Source organism: Thermostichus sp. MS-CIW-36 (genome assembly GCF_054059035.1).
Genome location: NZ_JBSSBR010000010.1, coordinates 1 through 17,418, shown reverse-complemented (window position 1 = coordinate 17,418; position 17,418 = coordinate 1). Strand labels below are relative to the sequence as shown.

17 protein-coding genes are annotated in these 17,418 nt (G+C 59.7%); 15 read left to right on the top strand and 2 right to left on the bottom strand.

The window, feature by feature from the left end:
* Window positions 1-255 precede the first annotated feature (255 nt).
* Window positions 256-1,044, top strand: coding sequence for an amino acid ABC transporter ATP-binding protein (locus ACVWVQ_RS06405; protein ID WP_011432567.1), 789 nt, complete (start codon window positions 256-258; stop codon window positions 1,042-1,044).
* Window positions 1,045-1,052: 8 nt separating this feature from the next.
* Here ACVWVQ_RS06405 and ACVWVQ_RS06400 read toward each other — a convergent pair whose 3' ends face one another.
* On the bottom strand, window positions 1,053-1,901 hold the full coding sequence (locus ACVWVQ_RS06400) for a class I SAM-dependent methyltransferase (RefSeq protein WP_011432568.1): 849 nt from the start codon (window positions 1,899-1,901) through the stop codon (window positions 1,053-1,055).
* Window positions 1,902-1,929: 28 nt separating this feature from the next.
* Between ACVWVQ_RS06400 and ACVWVQ_RS06395 the strand changes: the two genes are divergently transcribed.
* The 12 genes from ACVWVQ_RS06395 (at window position 1,930) to ACVWVQ_RS06340 (ending at window position 12,018) form a co-directional block, all read left to right on the top strand.
* Window positions 1,930-2,145 carry a hypothetical protein gene (locus ACVWVQ_RS06395; RefSeq protein ID WP_011430147.1) on the top strand — a complete coding sequence of 72 codons (216 nt, stop codon included), beginning with the start codon at window positions 1,930-1,932 and terminating at the stop codon, window positions 2,143-2,145.
* A gap of 138 nt (window positions 2,146-2,283) precedes the next feature.
* Window positions 2,284-3,699, top strand: coding sequence for an ABC transporter substrate-binding protein (locus ACVWVQ_RS06390; RefSeq protein ID WP_457507486.1), 1,416 nt, complete (start codon window positions 2,284-2,286; stop codon window positions 3,697-3,699).
* 61 nt (window positions 3,700-3,760) lie between these two features.
* Window positions 3,761-4,576 (top strand): tryptophan synthase subunit alpha, encoded by an 816-nt coding sequence (gene trpA / locus ACVWVQ_RS06385; RefSeq protein WP_457507484.1) that lies wholly within the window; start codon window positions 3,761-3,763, stop codon window positions 4,574-4,576.
* Between the two features lie 459 nt (window positions 4,577-5,035).
* Window positions 5,036-5,554 (top strand): phycocyanin subunit beta, encoded by a 519-nt coding sequence (locus ACVWVQ_RS06380; RefSeq protein ID WP_011432573.1) that lies wholly within the window; start codon window positions 5,036-5,038, stop codon window positions 5,552-5,554.
* A gap of 145 nt (window positions 5,555-5,699) precedes the next feature.
* Window positions 5,700-6,188, top strand: a complete 489-nt coding sequence (locus tag ACVWVQ_RS06375) for a globin family protein (protein WP_011432574.1) — start codon at window positions 5,700-5,702, stop codon at window positions 6,186-6,188.
* Between the two features lie 315 nt (window positions 6,189-6,503).
* The gene (locus ACVWVQ_RS06370; RefSeq protein WP_011432575.1) at window positions 6,504-6,773 is read left to right on the top strand and encodes a phycobilisome linker polypeptide; all 270 of its coding nucleotides are present in this window, start codon (window positions 6,504-6,506) and stop codon (window positions 6,771-6,773) included.
* 73 nt (window positions 6,774-6,846) lie between these two features.
* Entirely contained in the window at window positions 6,847-7,617 is a 771-nt protein-coding gene (locus ACVWVQ_RS06365) for a HEAT repeat domain-containing protein (RefSeq protein WP_414329024.1), read from the top strand.
* A gap of 64 nt (window positions 7,618-7,681) precedes the next feature.
* The gene (locus tag ACVWVQ_RS06360; protein ID WP_071818190.1) at window positions 7,682-8,323 is read left to right on the top strand and encodes a HEAT repeat domain-containing protein; all 642 of its coding nucleotides are present in this window, start codon (window positions 7,682-7,684) and stop codon (window positions 8,321-8,323) included.
* A 57-nt stretch (window positions 8,324-8,380) separates the two neighbouring features.
* The gene (locus ACVWVQ_RS06355) at window positions 8,381-9,106 is read left to right on the top strand and encodes a phycobilisome rod-core linker polypeptide (protein WP_414406383.1); all 726 of its coding nucleotides are present in this window, start codon (window positions 8,381-8,383) and stop codon (window positions 9,104-9,106) included.
* A 142-nt stretch (window positions 9,107-9,248) separates the two neighbouring features.
* A complete protein-coding gene (locus ACVWVQ_RS06350) occupies window positions 9,249-9,560 on the top strand; it encodes a DUF6825 family protein (RefSeq protein ID WP_414329408.1) in 312 nt (103 codons plus the stop codon).
* The gene (locus ACVWVQ_RS06345; RefSeq protein WP_457507481.1) at window positions 9,557-11,299 is read left to right on the top strand and encodes an ABC1 kinase family protein; all 1,743 of its coding nucleotides are present in this window, start codon (window positions 9,557-9,559) and stop codon (window positions 11,297-11,299) included. Before ACVWVQ_RS06350 ends, ACVWVQ_RS06345 begins: the two co-directional genes overlap by 4 nt.
* On the top strand, window positions 11,299-12,018 hold the full coding sequence (locus ACVWVQ_RS06340; RefSeq protein WP_414389052.1) for a PP2C family protein-serine/threonine phosphatase: 720 nt from the start codon (window positions 11,299-11,301) through the stop codon (window positions 12,016-12,018). Before ACVWVQ_RS06345 ends, ACVWVQ_RS06340 begins: the two co-directional genes overlap by 1 nt.
* Before the next feature lie 11 nt (window positions 12,019-12,029).
* Here the strand turns inward: ACVWVQ_RS06340 and ACVWVQ_RS06335 are convergent, their stop codons facing one another.
* A complete protein-coding gene (locus ACVWVQ_RS06335; RefSeq protein WP_457507479.1) occupies window positions 12,030-12,947 on the bottom strand; it encodes a histone deacetylase family protein in 918 nt (305 codons plus the stop codon).
* 131 nt (window positions 12,948-13,078) lie between these two features.
* On the opposite strand from ACVWVQ_RS06335, the gene ACVWVQ_RS06330 reads away from it, so the two are divergent.
* Both ACVWVQ_RS06330 and ACVWVQ_RS06325 read left to right on the top strand, forming a co-directional pair.
* Window positions 13,079-14,968 carry a serine/threonine-protein kinase gene (locus tag ACVWVQ_RS06330; protein ID WP_457507477.1) on the top strand — a complete coding sequence of 630 codons (1,890 nt, stop codon included), beginning with the start codon at window positions 13,079-13,081 and terminating at the stop codon, window positions 14,966-14,968.
* A gap of 3 nt (window positions 14,969-14,971) precedes the next feature.
* A complete protein-coding gene (locus ACVWVQ_RS06325; protein ID WP_457507475.1) occupies window positions 14,972-17,305 on the top strand; it encodes a transglycosylase domain-containing protein in 2,334 nt (777 codons plus the stop codon).
* Window positions 17,306-17,418: the final 113 nt, after the last annotated feature.

The following is a 17,418-nucleotide window of genomic DNA, read 5'->3' as shown; positions in this document are numbered from 1 at the left end:
AAATTACCCCATGTCAATCCTCAAGATCTTCGTCGTCAACAGTCGTTCATACACGGCACTTCAACCGAGATACCGTGCCATTGGGTTACACTCCTGCCACACCCCATAGAATGGTTTGCCATAGGCGCCTACGATTTTCTCAAAGCCTTACATGTCAGGGCGTATGGAAATGTTGCAGAGGCTACGGTTGTGGCTCGGCCAGTTCTGCCATGGTACCCATGCCTGCTTTGGTGAAACTTAGGGAGTCACCCACCCATGCAAGGATCCCCGCACATAAGGTCTTCACTCTCTCCGCAAAGTGCAGCCAGCGCTGACATTATCCAATGCGAAGATGTTCACAAATGGTACGGCGATTTCCACGTCCTCAAGGGCATTACCACCCGCATCCGCCGCGGAGAGGTGGTGGTGGTCTGTGGGCCTTCAGGTTCAGGCAAGTCAACGTTTATTCGCACGTTGAACCGCTTAGAAGAACACCAGAGAGGGCGCATTGTGGTAGATGGCATTGAGCTAACCAGCGACCTGCGCAACATCGATGCCATTCGCCGCGAGGTGGGCATGGTTTTTCAACAGTTCAACCTGTTTCCCCATCTCACGGTTTTGCAAAATGTAACCCTTGGCCCAATCCACGTGAAAAAGATGAAAAAAAGTGAGGCGATAGAGCGGGCTATGGAACTGCTAAGCCGCGTGGGGATCGCCGAGCAAGCAGAAAAATACCCGGGGCAACTTTCGGGGGGGCAGCAGCAGCGGGTGGCGATTGCCCGCGCCTTGGCCATGAATCCGGCGGTGATGCTCTTCGATGAGCCCACCTCGGCCTTGGATCCAGAGATGATCAAGGAGGTGCTGGACGTGATGCGGGAGTTGGCCCGCTCGGGGATGACCATGGTGTGTGTAACCCACGAGATGGGCTTTGCCCGCGAGGTGGCGGATCGGATTATCTTCTTCGACCGCGGCAAGATCGTGGAGGAAAACACCCCCCAAGAGTTTTTCAGCAATCCGAAAGAAGAGCGCTCCCGCCTGTTTTTATCCCAGATCCTTTCCCACTAGCGAGTCCTTCAGAAGGGGGTGAGGCGTGCCAGAAAAGCCCCCTCCGGCTCTTGATAGACAATCTGCCCCTGCCAGCCGTTGGCGTGGGCACACTGCAGCAGGGTTTCCGGATCTACAAATAGCCAGGGAAAGGGATCCCCCCGCTGGCCGTTGTACTCGGCTACAAAGTTCACTACCTTGGCTTTTGCCTCGCTCCCTTCCTGCCAATCTTCTGAGCCACCTGCTTCGAGGTGGGCAGGAGCGGCCAGCTTGCCAGAGGGATCTTCCAAGTTTTCTAAACGCCCTCCCTCTTCTGCCGGCAGATTCCGCAGATCTGCGAGGTCGCTGGCATCGCTCAAATCGGTGGAATCCAGGAGCAACTGGCCAGTGGGCTGAACCCAGTGGCGAGCCAGGCGCAAAAAACGCTCCAAGCCCGACAGGGATCCCGCCAAGCCGACGCCGTTCATCAGCAGGAGTAGGGTATCGAAGGGCTCTCCTGGCCCCGCCCAGTGGAAAAGATCGGCGGCAATGCGGCAACGCACCCCCCGCTCTGCCATGATCTGCAAAGCCACCGGGGAGCGATCCAAGGCAGCCACGGCCAATCCTTCCTCCTGCAGCAGCAGGCTGTGGCGGCCCGTGCCGGCGCCGATGTCCAGCACCCGACCGCGGCATAGATCCAAAGCCATGGCCTCCACCTCCGGCAGCTCCTGGGTGAAGAACACCTCTGGGGAGACCACCTGGGGCTCTTCCGCCAACGGGATCCCCTCCAGGCCGTAGGCATGCAAGAGCAGGGATCCCTTGGCCTCTCCTCGGTGCCAGTCCCATAGGGCTTGCTCTAAGGGATCCTGAAGTGGGTAATTCTCGACAGCCTTTATCATGGAAGGGGAAAGCTAAACCATTGACCCGATGGCCATCGTCGCCTTTCTTTACGGTGCCGCTATCGTCCTTTTGCTGATTGCAGCAGTGGTTTGGGCAACATCTCGGCAGTTCAATGTGGAGACCGAGACGCAGATCGGCACCTCGCCAGAAGAGCCCTCCGAGACCTCATCCGTTCCCATTTCCATTGTGGAGCAGCTAGAGCGCCAATACCGCAACAGCCCTTCCTACCGTCCCGATCCGTGACATACTCCCGCACTCATGCTGATGCATAGTCGGAGATCCTTAGAGATCCTTGGAAAGATGACTTTTGAGGATTCCTGAGGATACAAGCAGTGTCTTTGCTGGCCAAAAGCTAGCGTTTTCTCTCTCTATACTCTATATATGGTTGCCAAGTCTCCACCACCCATTGTCTACATTGCCTTGGGGCTATTGCTACTCTGGGGCGGTCATCGTGCTTGGCGGGCGGGCTATGTTCGCTGGCCGGAAGGCATTTCTCTACCGCCAGTATCGCTGCCAGGGTTGGGGGGTGGAGCACAAGATCTGCTCCTGACCAGCGGCGAGCGCACCTTGTTTGCCGATAGCAGTCCCGCTGCCGTTGCCGCTGCAGAGCTGTTGCGCCAAGGTAACCTCAGCGCGGCCATCTCGATGTTGGAAATGGGTCTGCAAAGCAACCGCAACGACCCGGAAGCTCGCATTTTCTTGAACAATGCCCGTGCCCAGCAGCAGGGCAGTCCCTTGAGCCTGGCGGTGGTGGTGCCCATCTCCAGCAACCCCAACCGCGCCAAAGAGACCCTGCGCGGGGTGGCGCAAGCTCAGGAGGAGCTTTTCCAACAGGGGGGAATCGGAGGACGGCTGCTGCGGGTAGTGATTGCCGACGATGGCGACAACCCTGAGCGAGCAGCAGCGGTGGCCAAGGCTCTGGTGAGCCAGCCCGAGATCTTGGGCGTGATCGGCCATAACACCAGCGACGCCACCCTGGCTGCAGCCGAGGTTTATCAGCCTGCCGGCTTGGCGATGATCTCCTCCACCTCCACCAGCACTCGCATCAGCATGCTGGGGGATGCCATTTTTCGCACCGTGCCCTCGGATCAAGTGGCCGGCACGCAACTGGCCCGTTATGCTCTCAACACGTTGCGGTTGCAAAGGGTGGCCATCTTCTACAACCCCAACAGCGCCTACAGCTCCAGCTTGCGCGATGCCTTTGCCTCCACCCTGACCAGCGAAGGGGGCATCGTGCTGGCGGAGTTCGACTTATCGGCGTCGGACTTCAACCCCCAGGCCAGCCTGCAAAGGGCCGTCGGCCAAGGAGCCCAGGTAGCTTTTTTAGCTCCCACGGCTTCCGTAGCCGAAAAAGCGCTGGCCGTAGCCCGCGAGAACGCTGTAGCTGGTAAGCCCCTTGCTCTTCTGGGCGGCGATGTGCTCTTCAGCCTCACCACATTGCAAGAAGGGGGAGCAGCGGTAGAGGGCTTGGTGGTGGCGGTACCCTGGCATCCCCAGGTGCCGCGCAACCGCGAGTTTGCCCAGAAGGCAGCCCAGCTCTGGGGAGGGCAGGTGAGCTGGCGCACCGCTCTGGCTTATGATGCCACCCGGGTTTTCTTGCAAGCTTTCAGCCAAGGAGCCACCAGCCGCAGCGCTGTTCTCGCCGCCCTGGGCGACCCGAACTTCCGCTTGCCGGACGGCGCTTCCGGAGAAGTGCGCTTCTTGCCCTCCGGCGACCGCAATGCTCCCCATGTGCTGGTGCGGGTTGAGCCCGGCAACCGCTCCGGTACCGGCTACGATTTTGTGCCTCTCCCCTAGGGATCCCGGCAGACGCTACAGTGGGGGATGCTCTCAATCTCCTCAGAATCGAATGGATCCCATGCCCACTCGGATCACAGCCTGCTTTCAAGCGCTGCGCAGCCGTGGTGAAAAAGCCCTCATCCCCTACCTCACCGCTGGGGATCCCAACTTGGAAACCACCTTTGAGGCTTTGCAGGTTCTGGATCAGAGCGGCGCCGATCTTATCGAGCTGGGGGTACCCTACTCGGATCCCTTGGCGGATGGGCCGGTGATCCAAGCAGCAGCCACCCGCGCCCTCAGTCGGGGAGTCACTTTGGGCGCCATTCTACAAGGCTTGCGCTGTCTCTCGCTGCAGGCCCCCCTGATCCTGTTCACCTACTACAACCCCATCCACCAGCTCGGCATCCCCAACTTTCTGCATCAACTGCGGCAGGCCGGCTGTGCCGGCTTGGTCGTCCCCGATCTGCCTCTGGAAGAGGCGGGATCCCTGCGACAAGCAGCCCAGGCCGAAGAGATCGACCTCATCCTGCTAGTGGCCCCCACCAGCCCCCCGGAGCGCATGCGCCGCATTGCCCAGCAGTCCAGTGGCTTTGTCTACTTGGTCAGCACCACCGGCGTTACCGGCGAACGGGCCACCCTGGAAAAGCGGATCCCGGCTTTGCTGCAGCAACTGCGCCAACAAACCCCCCTGCCGATTGGGGTGGGCTTCGGCATCTCCACTCCCGACCAGGCCCGCCAGATCGCTCTCTGGGGAGCAGATGCGGCGATTGTGGGCAGCGCATTTGTGCAACGGCTGGCCAAAGCCCCCACGCCTGAAGAAGGACTGCAGCAAATAGCCCACTTTTGTCGAGCCCTCAAAGCGGCTCTGCAAGAGGTGACCCCTCCAGAGCGCTGACCGAAGCGCGAGGAGCGTGGAGCGGCGGAAAAATCCCCCGGCTTTAGCCGTGGGGAGAACGTCAGTTCTGTTCAGGAGGGCGCCAACTCAGGTTGCTTCCATCTCAAAACAAATGTTTACATTCCGTAAGCCAGCCTGTAGACCCATTTCCCCCCTGCTGCGCCCCACAGTCGGGGGATCCCAGGCTAAGCAGACATTTTGGTATCGATGGGTTTGTAAATCTTCACAAAACACTCATCCATCCCGCGATATAAAATTAGGCTGGATGCTCGGCTGTCTGAAAGTCGCAGAGGTTCTTGACCTATCTAAAAATTTAGGGGTTCGGTGGGGGGTCTGCTGCCACGGAATCCTTGATTTTTGGGGGTCAAAGAGGATCCCGCAAAAAAGCTTGGGATTCGGCTTTTGGGAGGTTCAGCCAGTCGCTCACCACTTTTTGGAAAGACCAGAAGGAGATCCATCATGCAAGATGCTTTTACCCGGGTGATCGCTCAGGCAGATGCACGCGGTGCCTTTTTAAGTGACCAAGACTTTGACCGTTTGGCGGCTTTGGTGGCAGAGGGCAACAAGCGCCTAGATGCTGTCAACCGCATGACCAGCAATGCCGCCCAAATCGTAACCAATGCAGCTCGCTCTTTGTTTGCTCAAGAGCCAGATCTGATCGCTCCCGGCGGCAATGCCTACACCAACCGCCGCATGGCTGCCTGCCTACGGGACATGGAGATCATCCTGCGCTACATCACCTATGCCACCTTGGCCGGGGATAGCTCTGTGCTGGAAGATCGCTGCCTGAACGGCCTGCGGGAAACCTACATTGCTCTGGGGGTGCCCACCACTTCTGTGGCCAACGGCATTGCTGCTATGAAGAAGGAAGCGCTGGCCAAGATCATGGATCCGAAGGGCATCACTCCTGGGGACTGCTCGGCGCTGCAAAGCGAAGTGGCCAGCTACTTCGATAAGGCGGCTGCCGCCATCGTTTGAGCTTTGGGTCGAAGCCAGCTTGGTCGTTCCTTTCAGAATTGAGATCCGTTAGATCCCTCATTTCTGATAGGCAGGTGGAAATCCAGTCCGCCTTTCCTACAGAACCTCCATTAACAACACAATCGATGAATTTAGGAGCTGCAAGGTGAAAACTGTCATCACTGAAGCGATTGCTGCCGCTGACAATCAAGGGCGTTTTCTGAATGCCAGCGAACTGCAGGCCGTGAATGGTCGTTACCAGCGTGCTGCTGCTTCTCTGGAAGCGGCCCGTGTCCTAACCAACAACCAGCAAACTCTGGTGCGGGAAGCGGTGCAGGAAGTGTTCAAGAGGTTCCCTTACCTGACTCAGCCGGGTGAAATGGGCCACGGCGATGTGTTTCAAGCCAAGTGTGCCCGCGACATCGGCTACTACCTCCGCTTCATTACCTATTCTCTGGTTGCAGGTGGCACCGGCCCCCTCGATGAATACCTGGTGGCCGGACTGCGGGAAGTGAACCGCTCCTTTAACCTCTCTCCCAGCTGGTACATCGTGGCTCTGCAGTACATGAAGAGCCGCGCTCTGGGCATGCTGAGCGGCCAAGCGGCCAACGAAGCTGCCATCTACTTCGATTACGCCATCAACGCCCTCAGCTAGGGGATCCCAGGGCAGAGATCCCTGCTTGTTGGGAGTGGACGATCTCTTTCTTTGTCTTCCAATTGTGTGTCTCTCCAGAGCAGGCGACGGCTCCAAAGAGGTCTATTCCACCTGTTTCCAGGTTGGTTTGGCGCCTTGGCTTCTCTTAAGCCGGTTGGGTTGGTCGCCTGCTCTCCAGTCTGGGGTAGTTAGCCTTTGGATTGTAGGCATTGCCCAACGGCAGCGTGCTGGTTCGCGAGAATAGCCGGTACGGCTTGTTCGCTGGTCAGTTTGCCTGTCTTCCAAACGAAGTCTCATAGATACCTGGGGAAAGCGATGTTTGGTCAAAGCACCACCAGCCCTGAAGCCCTGACAGAAGCCGGCAGCCGGGTTTACCGAGTTGAGTACACCGGTCTGCTCAACCCGCCCGATGCTCTGGCCACCTCTGCCAAAGTTCGCCGCAGCACCCTGAGCACCACCGTTCCCTACAGTCGGTTGTCTGCCGAGATGCAGCGCATTCTGCGGATGGGTGGCAAAATCGTGCAGGTCACTGCCTTGTCGGGAGCCAATGCCTCTCCCGCTCAGGGCAACGGCGCTGCTGAGTGAGGGAGGCCCGACGGCCGACTGAAGTTACCGGCAAGGTTGCCCAGGTGTCATGAACAGCTCTGCAACGGTTCGTATGGCATCCAACACGGCGGTGCTGCCGCAGCAGCTCACTTGGGAGCAGGCGATAGCCCGGCTGCAGGGGGATGACTTGCAAGATCGGTACTATGCTGCCTGGTACCTGGGCACAGTTCGGGATCCAAGGGGGGTAGAGCCGCTGCTTTTGGCGTTGCAGGATGAGCGGGATCGCACCGCCTTGGGGGGCTATCCTCTGCGCCGCAATGCTGCCAAGGCCCTGGGGCAAATCGGGGACGTGCGGGCCGTGCCCGGTTTGATCGAGGCCCTCACCTGTACTGACTTCCACGTGCGGGAAGAGGCTGCCTATGCCTTGGCTCAATTGGGGGACAAGCGAGCAGTGGATCCCTTGCTGGCACTGTTGCAGTCCCGCGAGCAGGAGCAGCCCTGGGAAGCCCTTATCGAGGCCTTGGGTCAGCTTCAGGCCACCGAGGCTGAGGCAGCGATCCGGCCCTTTTTGAACCATCCCTCTGAGCGGGTGCGTTCGGCAGCGGCTTGGGTGCTCTATCGCTTTACGCAAGCCGAGGAGCTGACCCAAATCCTGGTGGCGCTACTGGCCCACTCCAACTCCAGCCTACGACAGGCCGCTTTGTTCGACCTGGCCGAATCGGGATGGGTGGCGGGGGCGCCGCTGCTGGCCACAGCCGACGTGGCTCTCAACCTGCGCATCAATGCTCTGAAGCGGCTGTTCGATGTGGCGCTTCAGTTGGGGTGGGTGCCGCTGGCTCAGGTGACGGCGGTGATCCTGCCGCAATTGGAGAAGCTCTTCTAGGATCCTGGGGCGCTCAGTGCCTTTGATCAGCGGTTTCAAGTGTACCTTTGACTATTCGTTGCCTATGTCCTCCGCCTCGGCTGCTCAAGCGTTTCCCATTGCTGTGGCTCAACTGGCAGCAGAATTGGAGCAGGCCACGTCGCCTGAGGAATTGTTGCGGGTGGTGAGGGCGCTGGGCGCTTTGGGCCAAGTGGAAGGGATCCCCATCTTAATTCGCGCCTTTGGGTTCAATCGCCCTGCAGTGGGGGAAGCCGCCCTGGAGGAAGTGCTGCGCTTTGGGGAGGCGGCGGTGCAGCCCTTGCTGAGCCATATTGACGGTTTCGATTACGGGGCGCGTGCCTATTCGGTGCGGGCTCTGGCCCGTATTGGCCATGGGGATGCCTACCCCTTTTTGGCGGAAGCCATTGTAGCGGACTTTGCCCCCAGTGTGCGACGGGCGGCGACCCGTGGGCTAGGACGAGTGGCGGCCAAGCGGCCCTTGCCCGATCAAGAGCGAGCCTTGCAACTGTTGCGGCAATGTCTTGCCGATGCCGATTGGGGAGTCCGCTACGCCGCCGTTGGATCCCTGACGGACTTGGCTCGCCAGGGTGAACAATCTCTGCGCCCCTCAGTCGAGGCTGCGCTCCAGATGGCCCTGGAAGATGCCGATCCTCTGATCCCTCTCCGCGCCCAGATGAGCTGGCAGGAGTTGGCTGCCGAGCCTTAGCTTCTCTGCTCTAGTGTGTCTTTCTCGGTTTTTCTCGTTTTTTCAGGAGCACCACCTATGTCTCTTCCGTTGCTTGCCGATCGCCCCACCACCCAAAATGAGCGGGTGCCTCGCTACTTTGTGCCCAGCGACGAAACCCCGCCGGTCTACCGTCCTGACGACCCGACAGGAATTGACAACATCATTCGCGCCGCCTATCGCCAGATCTTCAGCGAGCATCTGATGCTGGAGAGTTATCGGCAAAAAGCTCTGGAGTCCCAATTGCGCAACGGGGCAATCTCGGTCAAAGAGTTTGTGCGCGGCCTGGGCAAGTCGGAGGTGTACCGGGATCTGGTCATGGTTCCCAACGACAACTACCGCTTCATCGAGGTCACCTTCCAGCGCTTTTTGGGTCGGCCCACCTACAGCCAACAGGAGCGCATCAAGTACTCCATCATCGTTGCCACCAAGGGGCTAGATGGCTTCATCGACGCTGTGGTGGATAGCGAAGAGTACAATGCCGCCTTTGGGGACGATGTGGTGCCTTACCAACGCCGTCGCCTGTCGGAAAAGCCCGCCAACCTGGTAACCCCCCGCTATGGAGCTCGTTGGCGCGATGTCTCCGGCGTGAAGCGCTCGACGCGGGAAGTGGTGCGCACCTATCGTCTCACCCGTCCTCCCAAACCCGGGGATCCAGAAAACTTCCTCAACATGGCCCGCATGCTCAATCCCAAGCCGGCAGCGCGGCAAAACATCAGCGTCTTCGATCTGAAGATCCCGGACATGACCACCAACCGCCGCTAGGACTGGGCAAGCTTCCGGGGACAACCCTTTGCGGGCTCTGCCGGGCCGATCGATCCGCGGCTGTTCGGGTGGGTCGGCCTGCCGCTGTGCCTGGGGCAAGATTCGTTATAATCCTGGTGATGCTTCTTAACACTTGGGTCGCATGAAGAATCCGGTTGTGCGGGCTTTTTTTGTCGGCAAGGCTGTGGCGGATGTCCTACGGGAGCGTTTGGAAAGCGCCCTCACCGATATTGCCGGAGAAGTGGGCAAGGTGTGGGCCGAGCTGCAGGAGGGCTGGCAAACCTTTGCCCAGGATGTCATGACCCGAGCTGAGGCAGAAGCATCCGTGGCCGCCCAGGAAAGGGTGCCGCCTCCTTTCCAGACAGAAGATTTGCAGGCAACTCTGGACGACTTGCGGGCAGAAGTGGCGCAGCTGCGCTCCGAGTTGCAGAAGTACCGGAGTCGAAACGCTTGAGTGCCAGCACACTGGGATCCCAGGCTTCAACCTCTTTGGGATCAAAACCCGTCAAGCCCTATACCGCCTACCGCTGGGCCCGGGAGAACTATACTCGCCAGGGCCGCATGCTGGACATTTGGCGATTTGTGCTCACCTGGCTGTTTTACCTTTGGCTGGATCAGCAGGCTTGGAGCTATGGGGGACAACCCACGCCCGAGCGAAAGGCCCAGCGCCGCCGGGCCAGAGCCGTTTGGATCCGCGAAACGCTGCTTAACTTAGGCCCTACTTTTATTAAAGTGGGGCAGTTTTTCTCCACCCGCGCCGATCTCTTCCCCTCGGAATATGTCGAGGAGCTCTCCAAGCTGCAGGATCGGGTGCCTGCTTTCAGCTACGAACAGGTGGCGGCAATTGTGCAGCAGGAACTGGGCAGGCCGATCACCCAAATCTACAGCTATTTTGATCCCACCCCTTTGGCCGCTGCCAGCTTAGGGCAGGTGCATCGCGCCAAGCTGAAAACCGGGGAAGAGGTGGTGGTGAAGGTGCAGCGTCCGGGGCTGACCCGCTTGTTCACCATCGATTTGGAGATCTGCCGTGGGATTGCCGAGTTCTTTCAGTATCGCACCTCTTGGGGCGGGCCGGGCCGCGACTGGATCGGCATCTACGAAGAGTGTCGGCGCACCCTCTGGGAAGAGGTGGATTACCTCAATGAGGGCCGCAATGCCGATACCTTCCGTCGCAACTTTCGGGATATGCCGCAAATTGCTGTTCCCAAAGTGTATTGGCGTTACACCTCTCCTCGCCTGTTGACATTGGAATACCTGCCGGGGATCAAAATCAGCGATTACGAAGCCCTGAGCGCGGCGGGGCTGGATCGCAAGGTTTTGGCTCGTCTGGGGGCAGAGGCTTATCTGCGGCAACTGCTCAAGGATGGCTTTTTTCACGCCGATCCCCACCCCGGCAACATTGCCGTGAAGCCCGATGGCACGTTGATCTTCTACGACTTCGGCATGATGGGCCGCCTGCGCTCCGATGTGAAAGAAAAGCTGATGGGCACGCTGGCAGGTGTGGTCTCCAAAAATGCCGATCGGGTGGTGGCCTCGCTGGTGGAACTGGGGGTGCTGGTGCCCACCGCCGATCTGGCTCCCGTGCGCCGCTCGGTGCAGTACATGCTGGATCACTTTATGGACAAACCCTTTTCCGGCAACTCAGGAGAAATCTCGGTGGCGGCCATTAGCGAAGACCTTTACGAGCTGGCCTACGATCAGCCGTTTCGCTTTCCGGCTACCTTCACCTTTGTGATGCGGGCCCTGACCACGCTGGAGGGGCTGGGGAAGGGGCTGGATCCGGAGTTCGACTTTATGGAAGTGGCCAAACCCTTTGCGGAGGAGCTGATGAGTTTGAACGGAAGCGAGACCGAGACCCTCTTGGCCCAGGTTGGCCGTCAAGCGGCTGAGTTCACCAGCAGCAGTCTCAGTTTGCCCCGCCGGATCGAATTGACCTTGAGCAAGTTGGAACAAGGGGAGCTGCGCCTGCGGGTGCGATCCAGCGAGACGGAGCGCTTGCTGCGCAAGCTGAACAATACCGGGCTGGGAGTCATTTACGGGGTGTTGTTTGGGGCCTTTTTTTTGAGCGCAACTCAGCTCTTTTTGGCCGGACATGCTACCTTAACGGTTATCACTTTGGTTTTGGCTGCCCTCGCTGCTCTTGCTTTACTCAGAGTACTCTTAAGGTTGAATCGGTCAGAGCGATTGATGTGATGCGACGATATGCCTGCGCTACGGATCCCGGCAAGATCCGCAGCAGCAATCAAGATGCCTGCTACTGCGATCCGGAGGGGCGCTATTTTATTGTTGCCGATGGTATGGGAGGACATGCTGCCGGGGCTACAGCCAGCCTGTTGGCCGTCGAGACCATCCGAGAATATCTGGATCGAGGCTGGAAAAACGTGCCGGCACCCCGGTTGCTCAGCGAAGCCGTAGAAGCAGCCAACAGTGCCATCCTCAAGGATCAGCGGGAAAATCCAGAGCGGGCAGACATGGGCACTACGGTGGTGGTGGCCATGGTGGATCCCAAGGGCAACTGCTGGAGCGCTCACATCGGTGATTCTCGCCTCTATCGCCTACGGGGATCCGAAATGCAGCAAATGACCGAGGATCACACCTTGGTGGCCCGCTCCATTCGACTGGGGGAGTTGACCTACGAGCAGGCCCGGATTCACCCCTGGCGACATATTCTCGAGCGCTGCCTGGGCCGACCCGATGCGGGGCCGCCTTCTGTGCAGCCGATTACAGTTTACCCAGGGGATCGCCTGCTGTTGTGTAGCGACGGCCTGACGGAGGAGTTAGACGACGAAGTGATCATCGAGTATTGCCTGCAGGTGGAAGATTTGGAGCAACTTCCCCTAAAGCTCATCGAGGCGGCCAAAGAGCGGGGCGGGCGAGACAACATCACAGTAGTGATTGCCGAATACGCCTAGTTTGCGCCCGGCTAAAGACGGTATTGGCGGTACACTTCGCTGGCAGCCCGGTGCAGCAGGGAGTGGCGATACACGAGGCGGTTGAGGTCTTTGCCGTAGCCGCCGCCGATGACGCAGGCGACAGGATAGCCCTGCTTTAGACAAGTGTTCAGCACTTGCATGTCCCGCCGAAACAGGCCCTGGTCGCTAAGGGCCAGCTTGCCCAGGAGATCTTCCTCGTGGGGATCCACACCGGCATCGTAGAGCACCAGGTCAGGGCGCACCTGAGCCAACAGATCGGGCAAGTGGTCGGCCAAGGTCTGGAGATAGGCTTCATCTTCCATGCCTACCGGCAGGGCCACGTCCAGGTCGCTCTGCTGCTTGGTGGCGGGGAAGTTGGCCTCGCAGTGCATGGAAAAGGTGAACACCCGCGGCTCGGAGCGAAAGATCCAAGCAGTGCCGTCTCCCTGGTGGACATCCAAATCCACGATCAAGAGCCTTTGCACTAGCCCTTGCTGCAGCAAGACTTGGGCGGCAATGGCCAGGTCGTTGAAGATACAAAAGCCGGAGCCGTAGGCGGGGAAGGCATGGTGGGTGCCGCCGGCGGTGTTGCAGGCCAAGCCATGGCGCAGGGCCAATTGGGCAGTCAGGATGGTGCCGCCCACCGCTCGACAGGTGCGCTGTACCAGCTCTGGGCTCCAGGGCAGGCCGATACGCCGCTGCAATTTGGCTTCCAGGGATCCCTCACAGTAGGCCCTGACGTACTCAGGGGTATGTACCGACTCAATCCAGGCGAGAGGGGGCAGCTCAGGGTGGTGCACTTGCTGGGGGCGGATCACCCCTTCCCGCAGCAGCAGCTCTTGCAAGAGGCGAAATTTCGGCATGGGAAAGCGATGGCCCGGCGGCAGGGGGGCACTGTAGTCGGGGTGGTAAACAATTGGCAAAGACATCAAGGGCAATCGAATTGACGGCGGTGAGCATGGCCTATAACGGCTCCAGTGCTTATGGTAGAGGTAGCCCGCTCCTGCCGGATCCCTTCGAGACTCTTGCAAACCTGTTCTCCGTACCGCCGCGATTCCCTATGTTTACTGCGTCGGATCCCTTTTTGGGTCGCCTCTTGGCTCAGCGTTATCGACTTGTACATCTGCTGGGACAGGGGGGCATGGGGCGAGTCTATTTGGCTCAAGATTTGCTCTTTGGTGGGGTGGAAGTGGCTGTCAAGCTGCTTTCCCAGCCGGCAATGGATCGGCGCACCCGCCTGCGCTTTGAACGGGAAGCGAAAGCCTGCGCGGCTTTGGGCCAAAAAAGCCTGAACATTGTCAAAGTCAATGACTATGGCCTTACCCCCGATGAGGTGCCTTTCTATGTGATGGAATACCTGAACGGCCAAACCCTCAAGGATATTCTGGCCGCAGGGGCTTTGCCTTTGGAGCGCTTCTTCCGGCTGGCCCGTCAAATCGGCTTGGGGTTGAAAGCAGCCCACGAGGGGATCCTCATGGAAGGGCAACGGGTGCAGGTGATCCACCGCGATTTGAAGCCGGCCAACGTGATTGTAGTGCCTGATAGCAGTTTTGGGGAACTGGCGAAGCTGGTGGATTTCGGCATTGCCAAGCTGCTCAACAGCCATGAATCTTTGAGCTTTACCCATGCCTACCTGGGAACGCTGGCCTATTCTTCCCCGGAACAGCTGGAAGGGTTGCCGCTGGACGCCCGTTCCGACATCTACAGCTTCGGGATCATGCTGTACCAGATGGTGTCTGGCCAGATGCCCCTCAAGCCCACCACCGAATCTTTCCCGGGCTGGTACCAGGCCCACCACAAGCACCGCCCCATTCCTCTGGAAGACCTGGGATTGAAGTTCGCGCTGCCCGCCGGTTTGTCTGACTTGATTCTCGGTTGCCTGGCCAAAGATCCTGCCGCCCGCCCGCAGTCGGTGGCCAATGTGTTGGCGGAGCTGGAGCACATTCAAGCCAGAGCACAGGGATCTATTGCCCCTCAGGTCCCAGTCGCCTCGTCGGAAGAGGCTGCCTCTGGCCCACTTTCTGGAGGTCTCCCTGCCGCTGCGCCGTCCTTGGTTACAGCCGGTACTCTGCGGCTCAGGCCCCTGACGGCGGCCACGGAGGTCGAGAACGGGGGATCCCTGCTTTGGGTGCGCCTGATTCCCTTTCTGATGGGCGGGCTGCTGGGCTGGGTTTTGGTGAGTTGGCAATGGGGACAGTTGCTGCAGCGCCCCTCGGCCCCCCGTGTTTCCGGGCCAGGATCTCGTCCGGCAGTGGAAGATCCCATTGCCCCAGAGAATGCCCATCCTATGCCTGGGGAGCTTGTCCCTGAGCCCCTTGTTTTGGCTTCAGAGCAGAACGGACGGCGGGATCCCGCGCCGGAGCTGGAACCCTACAACAGGAGCGAGCCGGTGTTTCGCGCCTTTCCCCTGGAGACTTCCCGCGAGACGGTACGAGCCAGCCTGGGATCCCCCAACCAGCAGGGGCATGGTGCTTGGCCCAACACCGTGTATGACCTGTATCGCCTTGGCGGGGTGAACCTGGGCCTGCTCTACGACGCATCCAGTCTGGCCCTGCGGCAAACCGAAGCCACCGTCACCGATGGCGTACCCACCCCTCAAGTGGAAGGACTCTTGGAGGATATGCTGCAAGCCCCCTTGCCTGCTCAACTGCAGCGAGAACTGCAGGCTGTGCGCGAGGGACGTTCTGGGCGAGTGCAATTCCGCGTTGGCCCCTGGGCCGGCAGGATCGAACGCAACGCCCAAGGTCACCTTTACATGGCCCTCTGGGATCCCACGCTGCCCAGCGGTGCTCCACCCCCTTCTCCTGTCTCCCCTCCCACCCTACCCCCGGCTGCCCCCGTTGCCCGGCCTCCCAAGGCCCGTAACCTCAATTCAGCAGCAGGCGGCCCTCGTCCCGGCCAGACCATGCAGGAGCTGCTGCGCCGTGCGCGCGAATTGCGGGGGGACTGAGCCATGTCTGCTTCTGAAGACAAAAAGCCGCTGTTGGGCACCGTCGCTCGCTTCTTCAAAACCCTGGCCAGGCCCTTCCCTGTCGGGCCTACGGCTCTCCTCAAACCCCCCGAACCTCCTCCCCCCAAGCGCCCGGTGCGCCTGCGGATTACCTGCCCAGGAGAGCCCCCCCAGGTGGTTGCCCTGAAGGGATCCGACATTCTCGGTCGCAGCCAGACGGTGGCCACCATTCGCATCCCTGCCCCCGCGGTGAGCCATCTCCACGCCCACATCCGTCCCCGCCCGGATTGGCGCCTGCCCGGTCTGGGTTGGCGGATCCCGTTGCCCCCTATTCTCTACTGGCTGGGGTGGAATGCCGGTCGCTACCAGCTAGAAGATCAAGACTCGACCAACGGCGTTTTCCGCCTCAAACCCTTCGGTGGTGTCGAGCGGGTGCGCCGGGTGATCTTGCGGCATGGCCAGCAACTGAGCCTTGGCCCGCCTCGGGATCCGGAGAGCGTCTGGATTCAAGTGCTGGATCCACCCCCACCACAGGTGTATGGGGTGCGTGGCTGCCTCATCCTGATGGTAGTCTTGGGGCTGGGGGCAAGGATTTGGATCGGCCATGAGTGGAGCAAGTTCTCAGTGGAACCGCCCCTCTCCGCAGATCGCAACCCCCTGATCGTCCTGGCCGGGGATCAGCAGACGGAGCTGCGCCGCCATCAGGGGGACACCTACCGGGAGCTGCCCGACCTGGAAGCTTTTGGGCCGATTTTGCCCAAGGTGGTGGTCGCCGCTGAAGATCACCGCTTTTACTCCCACTTTGGGGTGGATCTGCTGGGCATTGCCCGCGCCTTTTGGGTGAACCTGCGCTCGGGGGAAGTGCAGCAGGGGGGCAGCTCCATCAGCCAACAACTGGCCCGCACCGTGCTGCGGGACTACACCGGCTCCGGCAACACCTTCGGGCGCAAGCTGCGGGAGGCCGTCGCCGCCCTGAAGCTGGAACAGCGCTACAGCAAAGACGAAATCCTCGCTCTCTACCTCAACAATGTTTACCTGGGCAACGGCATCTACGGCTTTGAAACTGCTGCCCAGTTCTATTTCGGGATCCCAAGCCGCCAGCTCAGCCTTTCCGAAGCTGCGACTCTGGCGGCCATTTTGCCCGCGCCCAATGCCTTTAACCCTGTCGCCAACTATGATGCCGCCGTTCGGGGCCGGGATCGGGTGTTGGATCGCCTGAGCGAGCTGAAAGTCTTCCCCGAAGAGGAGATTCGGCGGGCCCGGCGCAGTCGCCTCACCCTCAACCCCAATTTGCGCTCCCAAACCTCGACAGTTGCTCCCTACTTTTACAGTGCCGTCTTCCAGGAGCTGCGGCAGCTCTTGGGCCAAGACCTCTCGGCAGAGGGCAACTTCATCATCGAAACCACGGTGCATTTGCCCTACCAGCGTTTGGCAGAGCAAGTCCTGGCCCAAACGGTGCGCGAGTCCGGATCCCGCTTGGGCTTCAGCCAAGGCGCTTTGGTCAGTCTCGACAGCCGCAACGGTGAAGTGCTGGCTTTGGTGGGCGGGATCGACTACAACGCCAGCCCCTTCAACCGGGCTACCCAAGCTCAAAGGCAGCCGGGCTCCACCTTCAAAGTGTTCACGTATGCGGCTGCCCTCACCCAGGGGATCCCTCTCTCCCAAGTGTTGTCTTGCGAGCCCCTCACCTGGGGCAACCTCACCTTTCGGGGCTGTCGCTCGGGATCGGCCCCTATGGATTTGGCCCGCGGCCTGATCCTCTCCGAAAACGTGATTGCCCTGCGGTTGGCCCAACAAGTAGGTCTAGAGCAAGTGGTGGCGACGGCCCGGCAAATGGGCATCCAATCGCCGTTGCAACCCTATCCTTCTATGGTGATTGGCACCATGGAGGTGAACTTGCTGGAGTTGACAGCAGCCTTCACTCCTTTTGCCAATCGTGGCCTTTGGTCAAGGCCCCACACCATCCGCCGCATCTTGGATAGCAGCGATTGCGCCAACCCCAACGACTTTCGCACCTGCCGTGAGATTTACCCTGGTCGGGAGGATCCCCGTTCTCAGCGACTTGTCTTACCAGAAACCGTCGCCCAACAGATGACAACCGTACTGCAAGGGGTGATCAGCTCCGGCACCGGTACTACTGCCCGGCTCGGCATTGGAGAAGCCGGTAAAACCGGCACCACCACCGCCAACAAGGATCTGCTCTTTATCGGCTACACGCCCAACCCTCCCCTGGTGACCGGCATTTGGCTGGGCAATGATGACTCTAGCCCAACACGAGGAAGCAGCAGCATAGCCGCTCAAACTTGGGGAAATTACATGAGACAAGTCATTCAATAGTTCGAAAATGGCTATGTTGTGTTGATCTTATGTTAGGATAGAGAGAATAATTTATAGAGGAAAGAGGATGAAGTTGGTTTTTTTAGATGAAAACAAATGGCAGAAGATATTGG

Excerpts from the sequence above, each read along its gene's own strand:
- ACVWVQ_RS06380 (WP_011432573.1), top strand. The coding sequence starts at position 5,036 with ATGCAAGATGCTTTTACCCGGGTGATCGCTCAGGCAGATGCACGCGGT.
- ACVWVQ_RS06365 (WP_414329024.1), top strand. The coding sequence starts at position 6,847 with ATGGCATCCAACACGGCGGTGCTGCCGCAGCAGCTCACTTGGGAGCAG.
- ACVWVQ_RS06350 (WP_414329408.1), top strand. The coding sequence starts at position 9,249 with ATGAAGAATCCGGTTGTGCGGGCTTTTTTTGTCGGCAAGGCTGTGGCG.
- ACVWVQ_RS06335 (WP_457507479.1), bottom strand. The coding sequence starts at position 12,947 with ATGTCTTTGCCAATTGTTTACCACCCCGACTACAGTGCCCCCCTGCCG.
- ACVWVQ_RS06325 (WP_457507475.1), top strand. The coding sequence starts at position 14,972 with ATGTCTGCTTCTGAAGACAAAAAGCCGCTGTTGGGCACCGTCGCTCGC.
- ACVWVQ_RS06390 (WP_457507486.1), top strand. The coding sequence starts at position 2,284 with ATGGTTGCCAAGTCTCCACCACCCATTGTCTACATTGCCTTGGGGCTA.
- ACVWVQ_RS06340 (WP_414389052.1), top strand. The coding sequence starts at position 11,299 with ATGCGACGATATGCCTGCGCTACGGATCCCGGCAAGATCCGCAGCAGC.
- ACVWVQ_RS06395 (WP_011430147.1), top strand. The coding sequence starts at position 1,930 with ATGGCCATCGTCGCCTTTCTTTACGGTGCCGCTATCGTCCTTTTGCTG.
- ACVWVQ_RS06400 (WP_011432568.1), bottom strand. The coding sequence starts at position 1,901 with ATGATAAAGGCTGTCGAGAATTACCCACTTCAGGATCCCTTAGAGCAA.
- ACVWVQ_RS06355 (WP_414406383.1), top strand. The coding sequence starts at position 8,381 with ATGTCTCTTCCGTTGCTTGCCGATCGCCCCACCACCCAAAATGAGCGG.
- ACVWVQ_RS06370 (WP_011432575.1), top strand. The coding sequence starts at position 6,504 with ATGTTTGGTCAAAGCACCACCAGCCCTGAAGCCCTGACAGAAGCCGGC.
- ACVWVQ_RS06405 (WP_011432567.1), top strand. The coding sequence starts at position 256 with ATGCAAGGATCCCCGCACATAAGGTCTTCACTCTCTCCGCAAAGTGCA.
- ACVWVQ_RS06330 (WP_457507477.1), top strand. The coding sequence starts at position 13,079 with ATGTTTACTGCGTCGGATCCCTTTTTGGGTCGCCTCTTGGCTCAGCGT.
- trpA (WP_457507484.1), top strand. The coding sequence starts at position 3,761 with ATGCCCACTCGGATCACAGCCTGCTTTCAAGCGCTGCGCAGCCGTGGT.
- ACVWVQ_RS06360 (WP_071818190.1), top strand. The coding sequence starts at position 7,682 with ATGTCCTCCGCCTCGGCTGCTCAAGCGTTTCCCATTGCTGTGGCTCAA.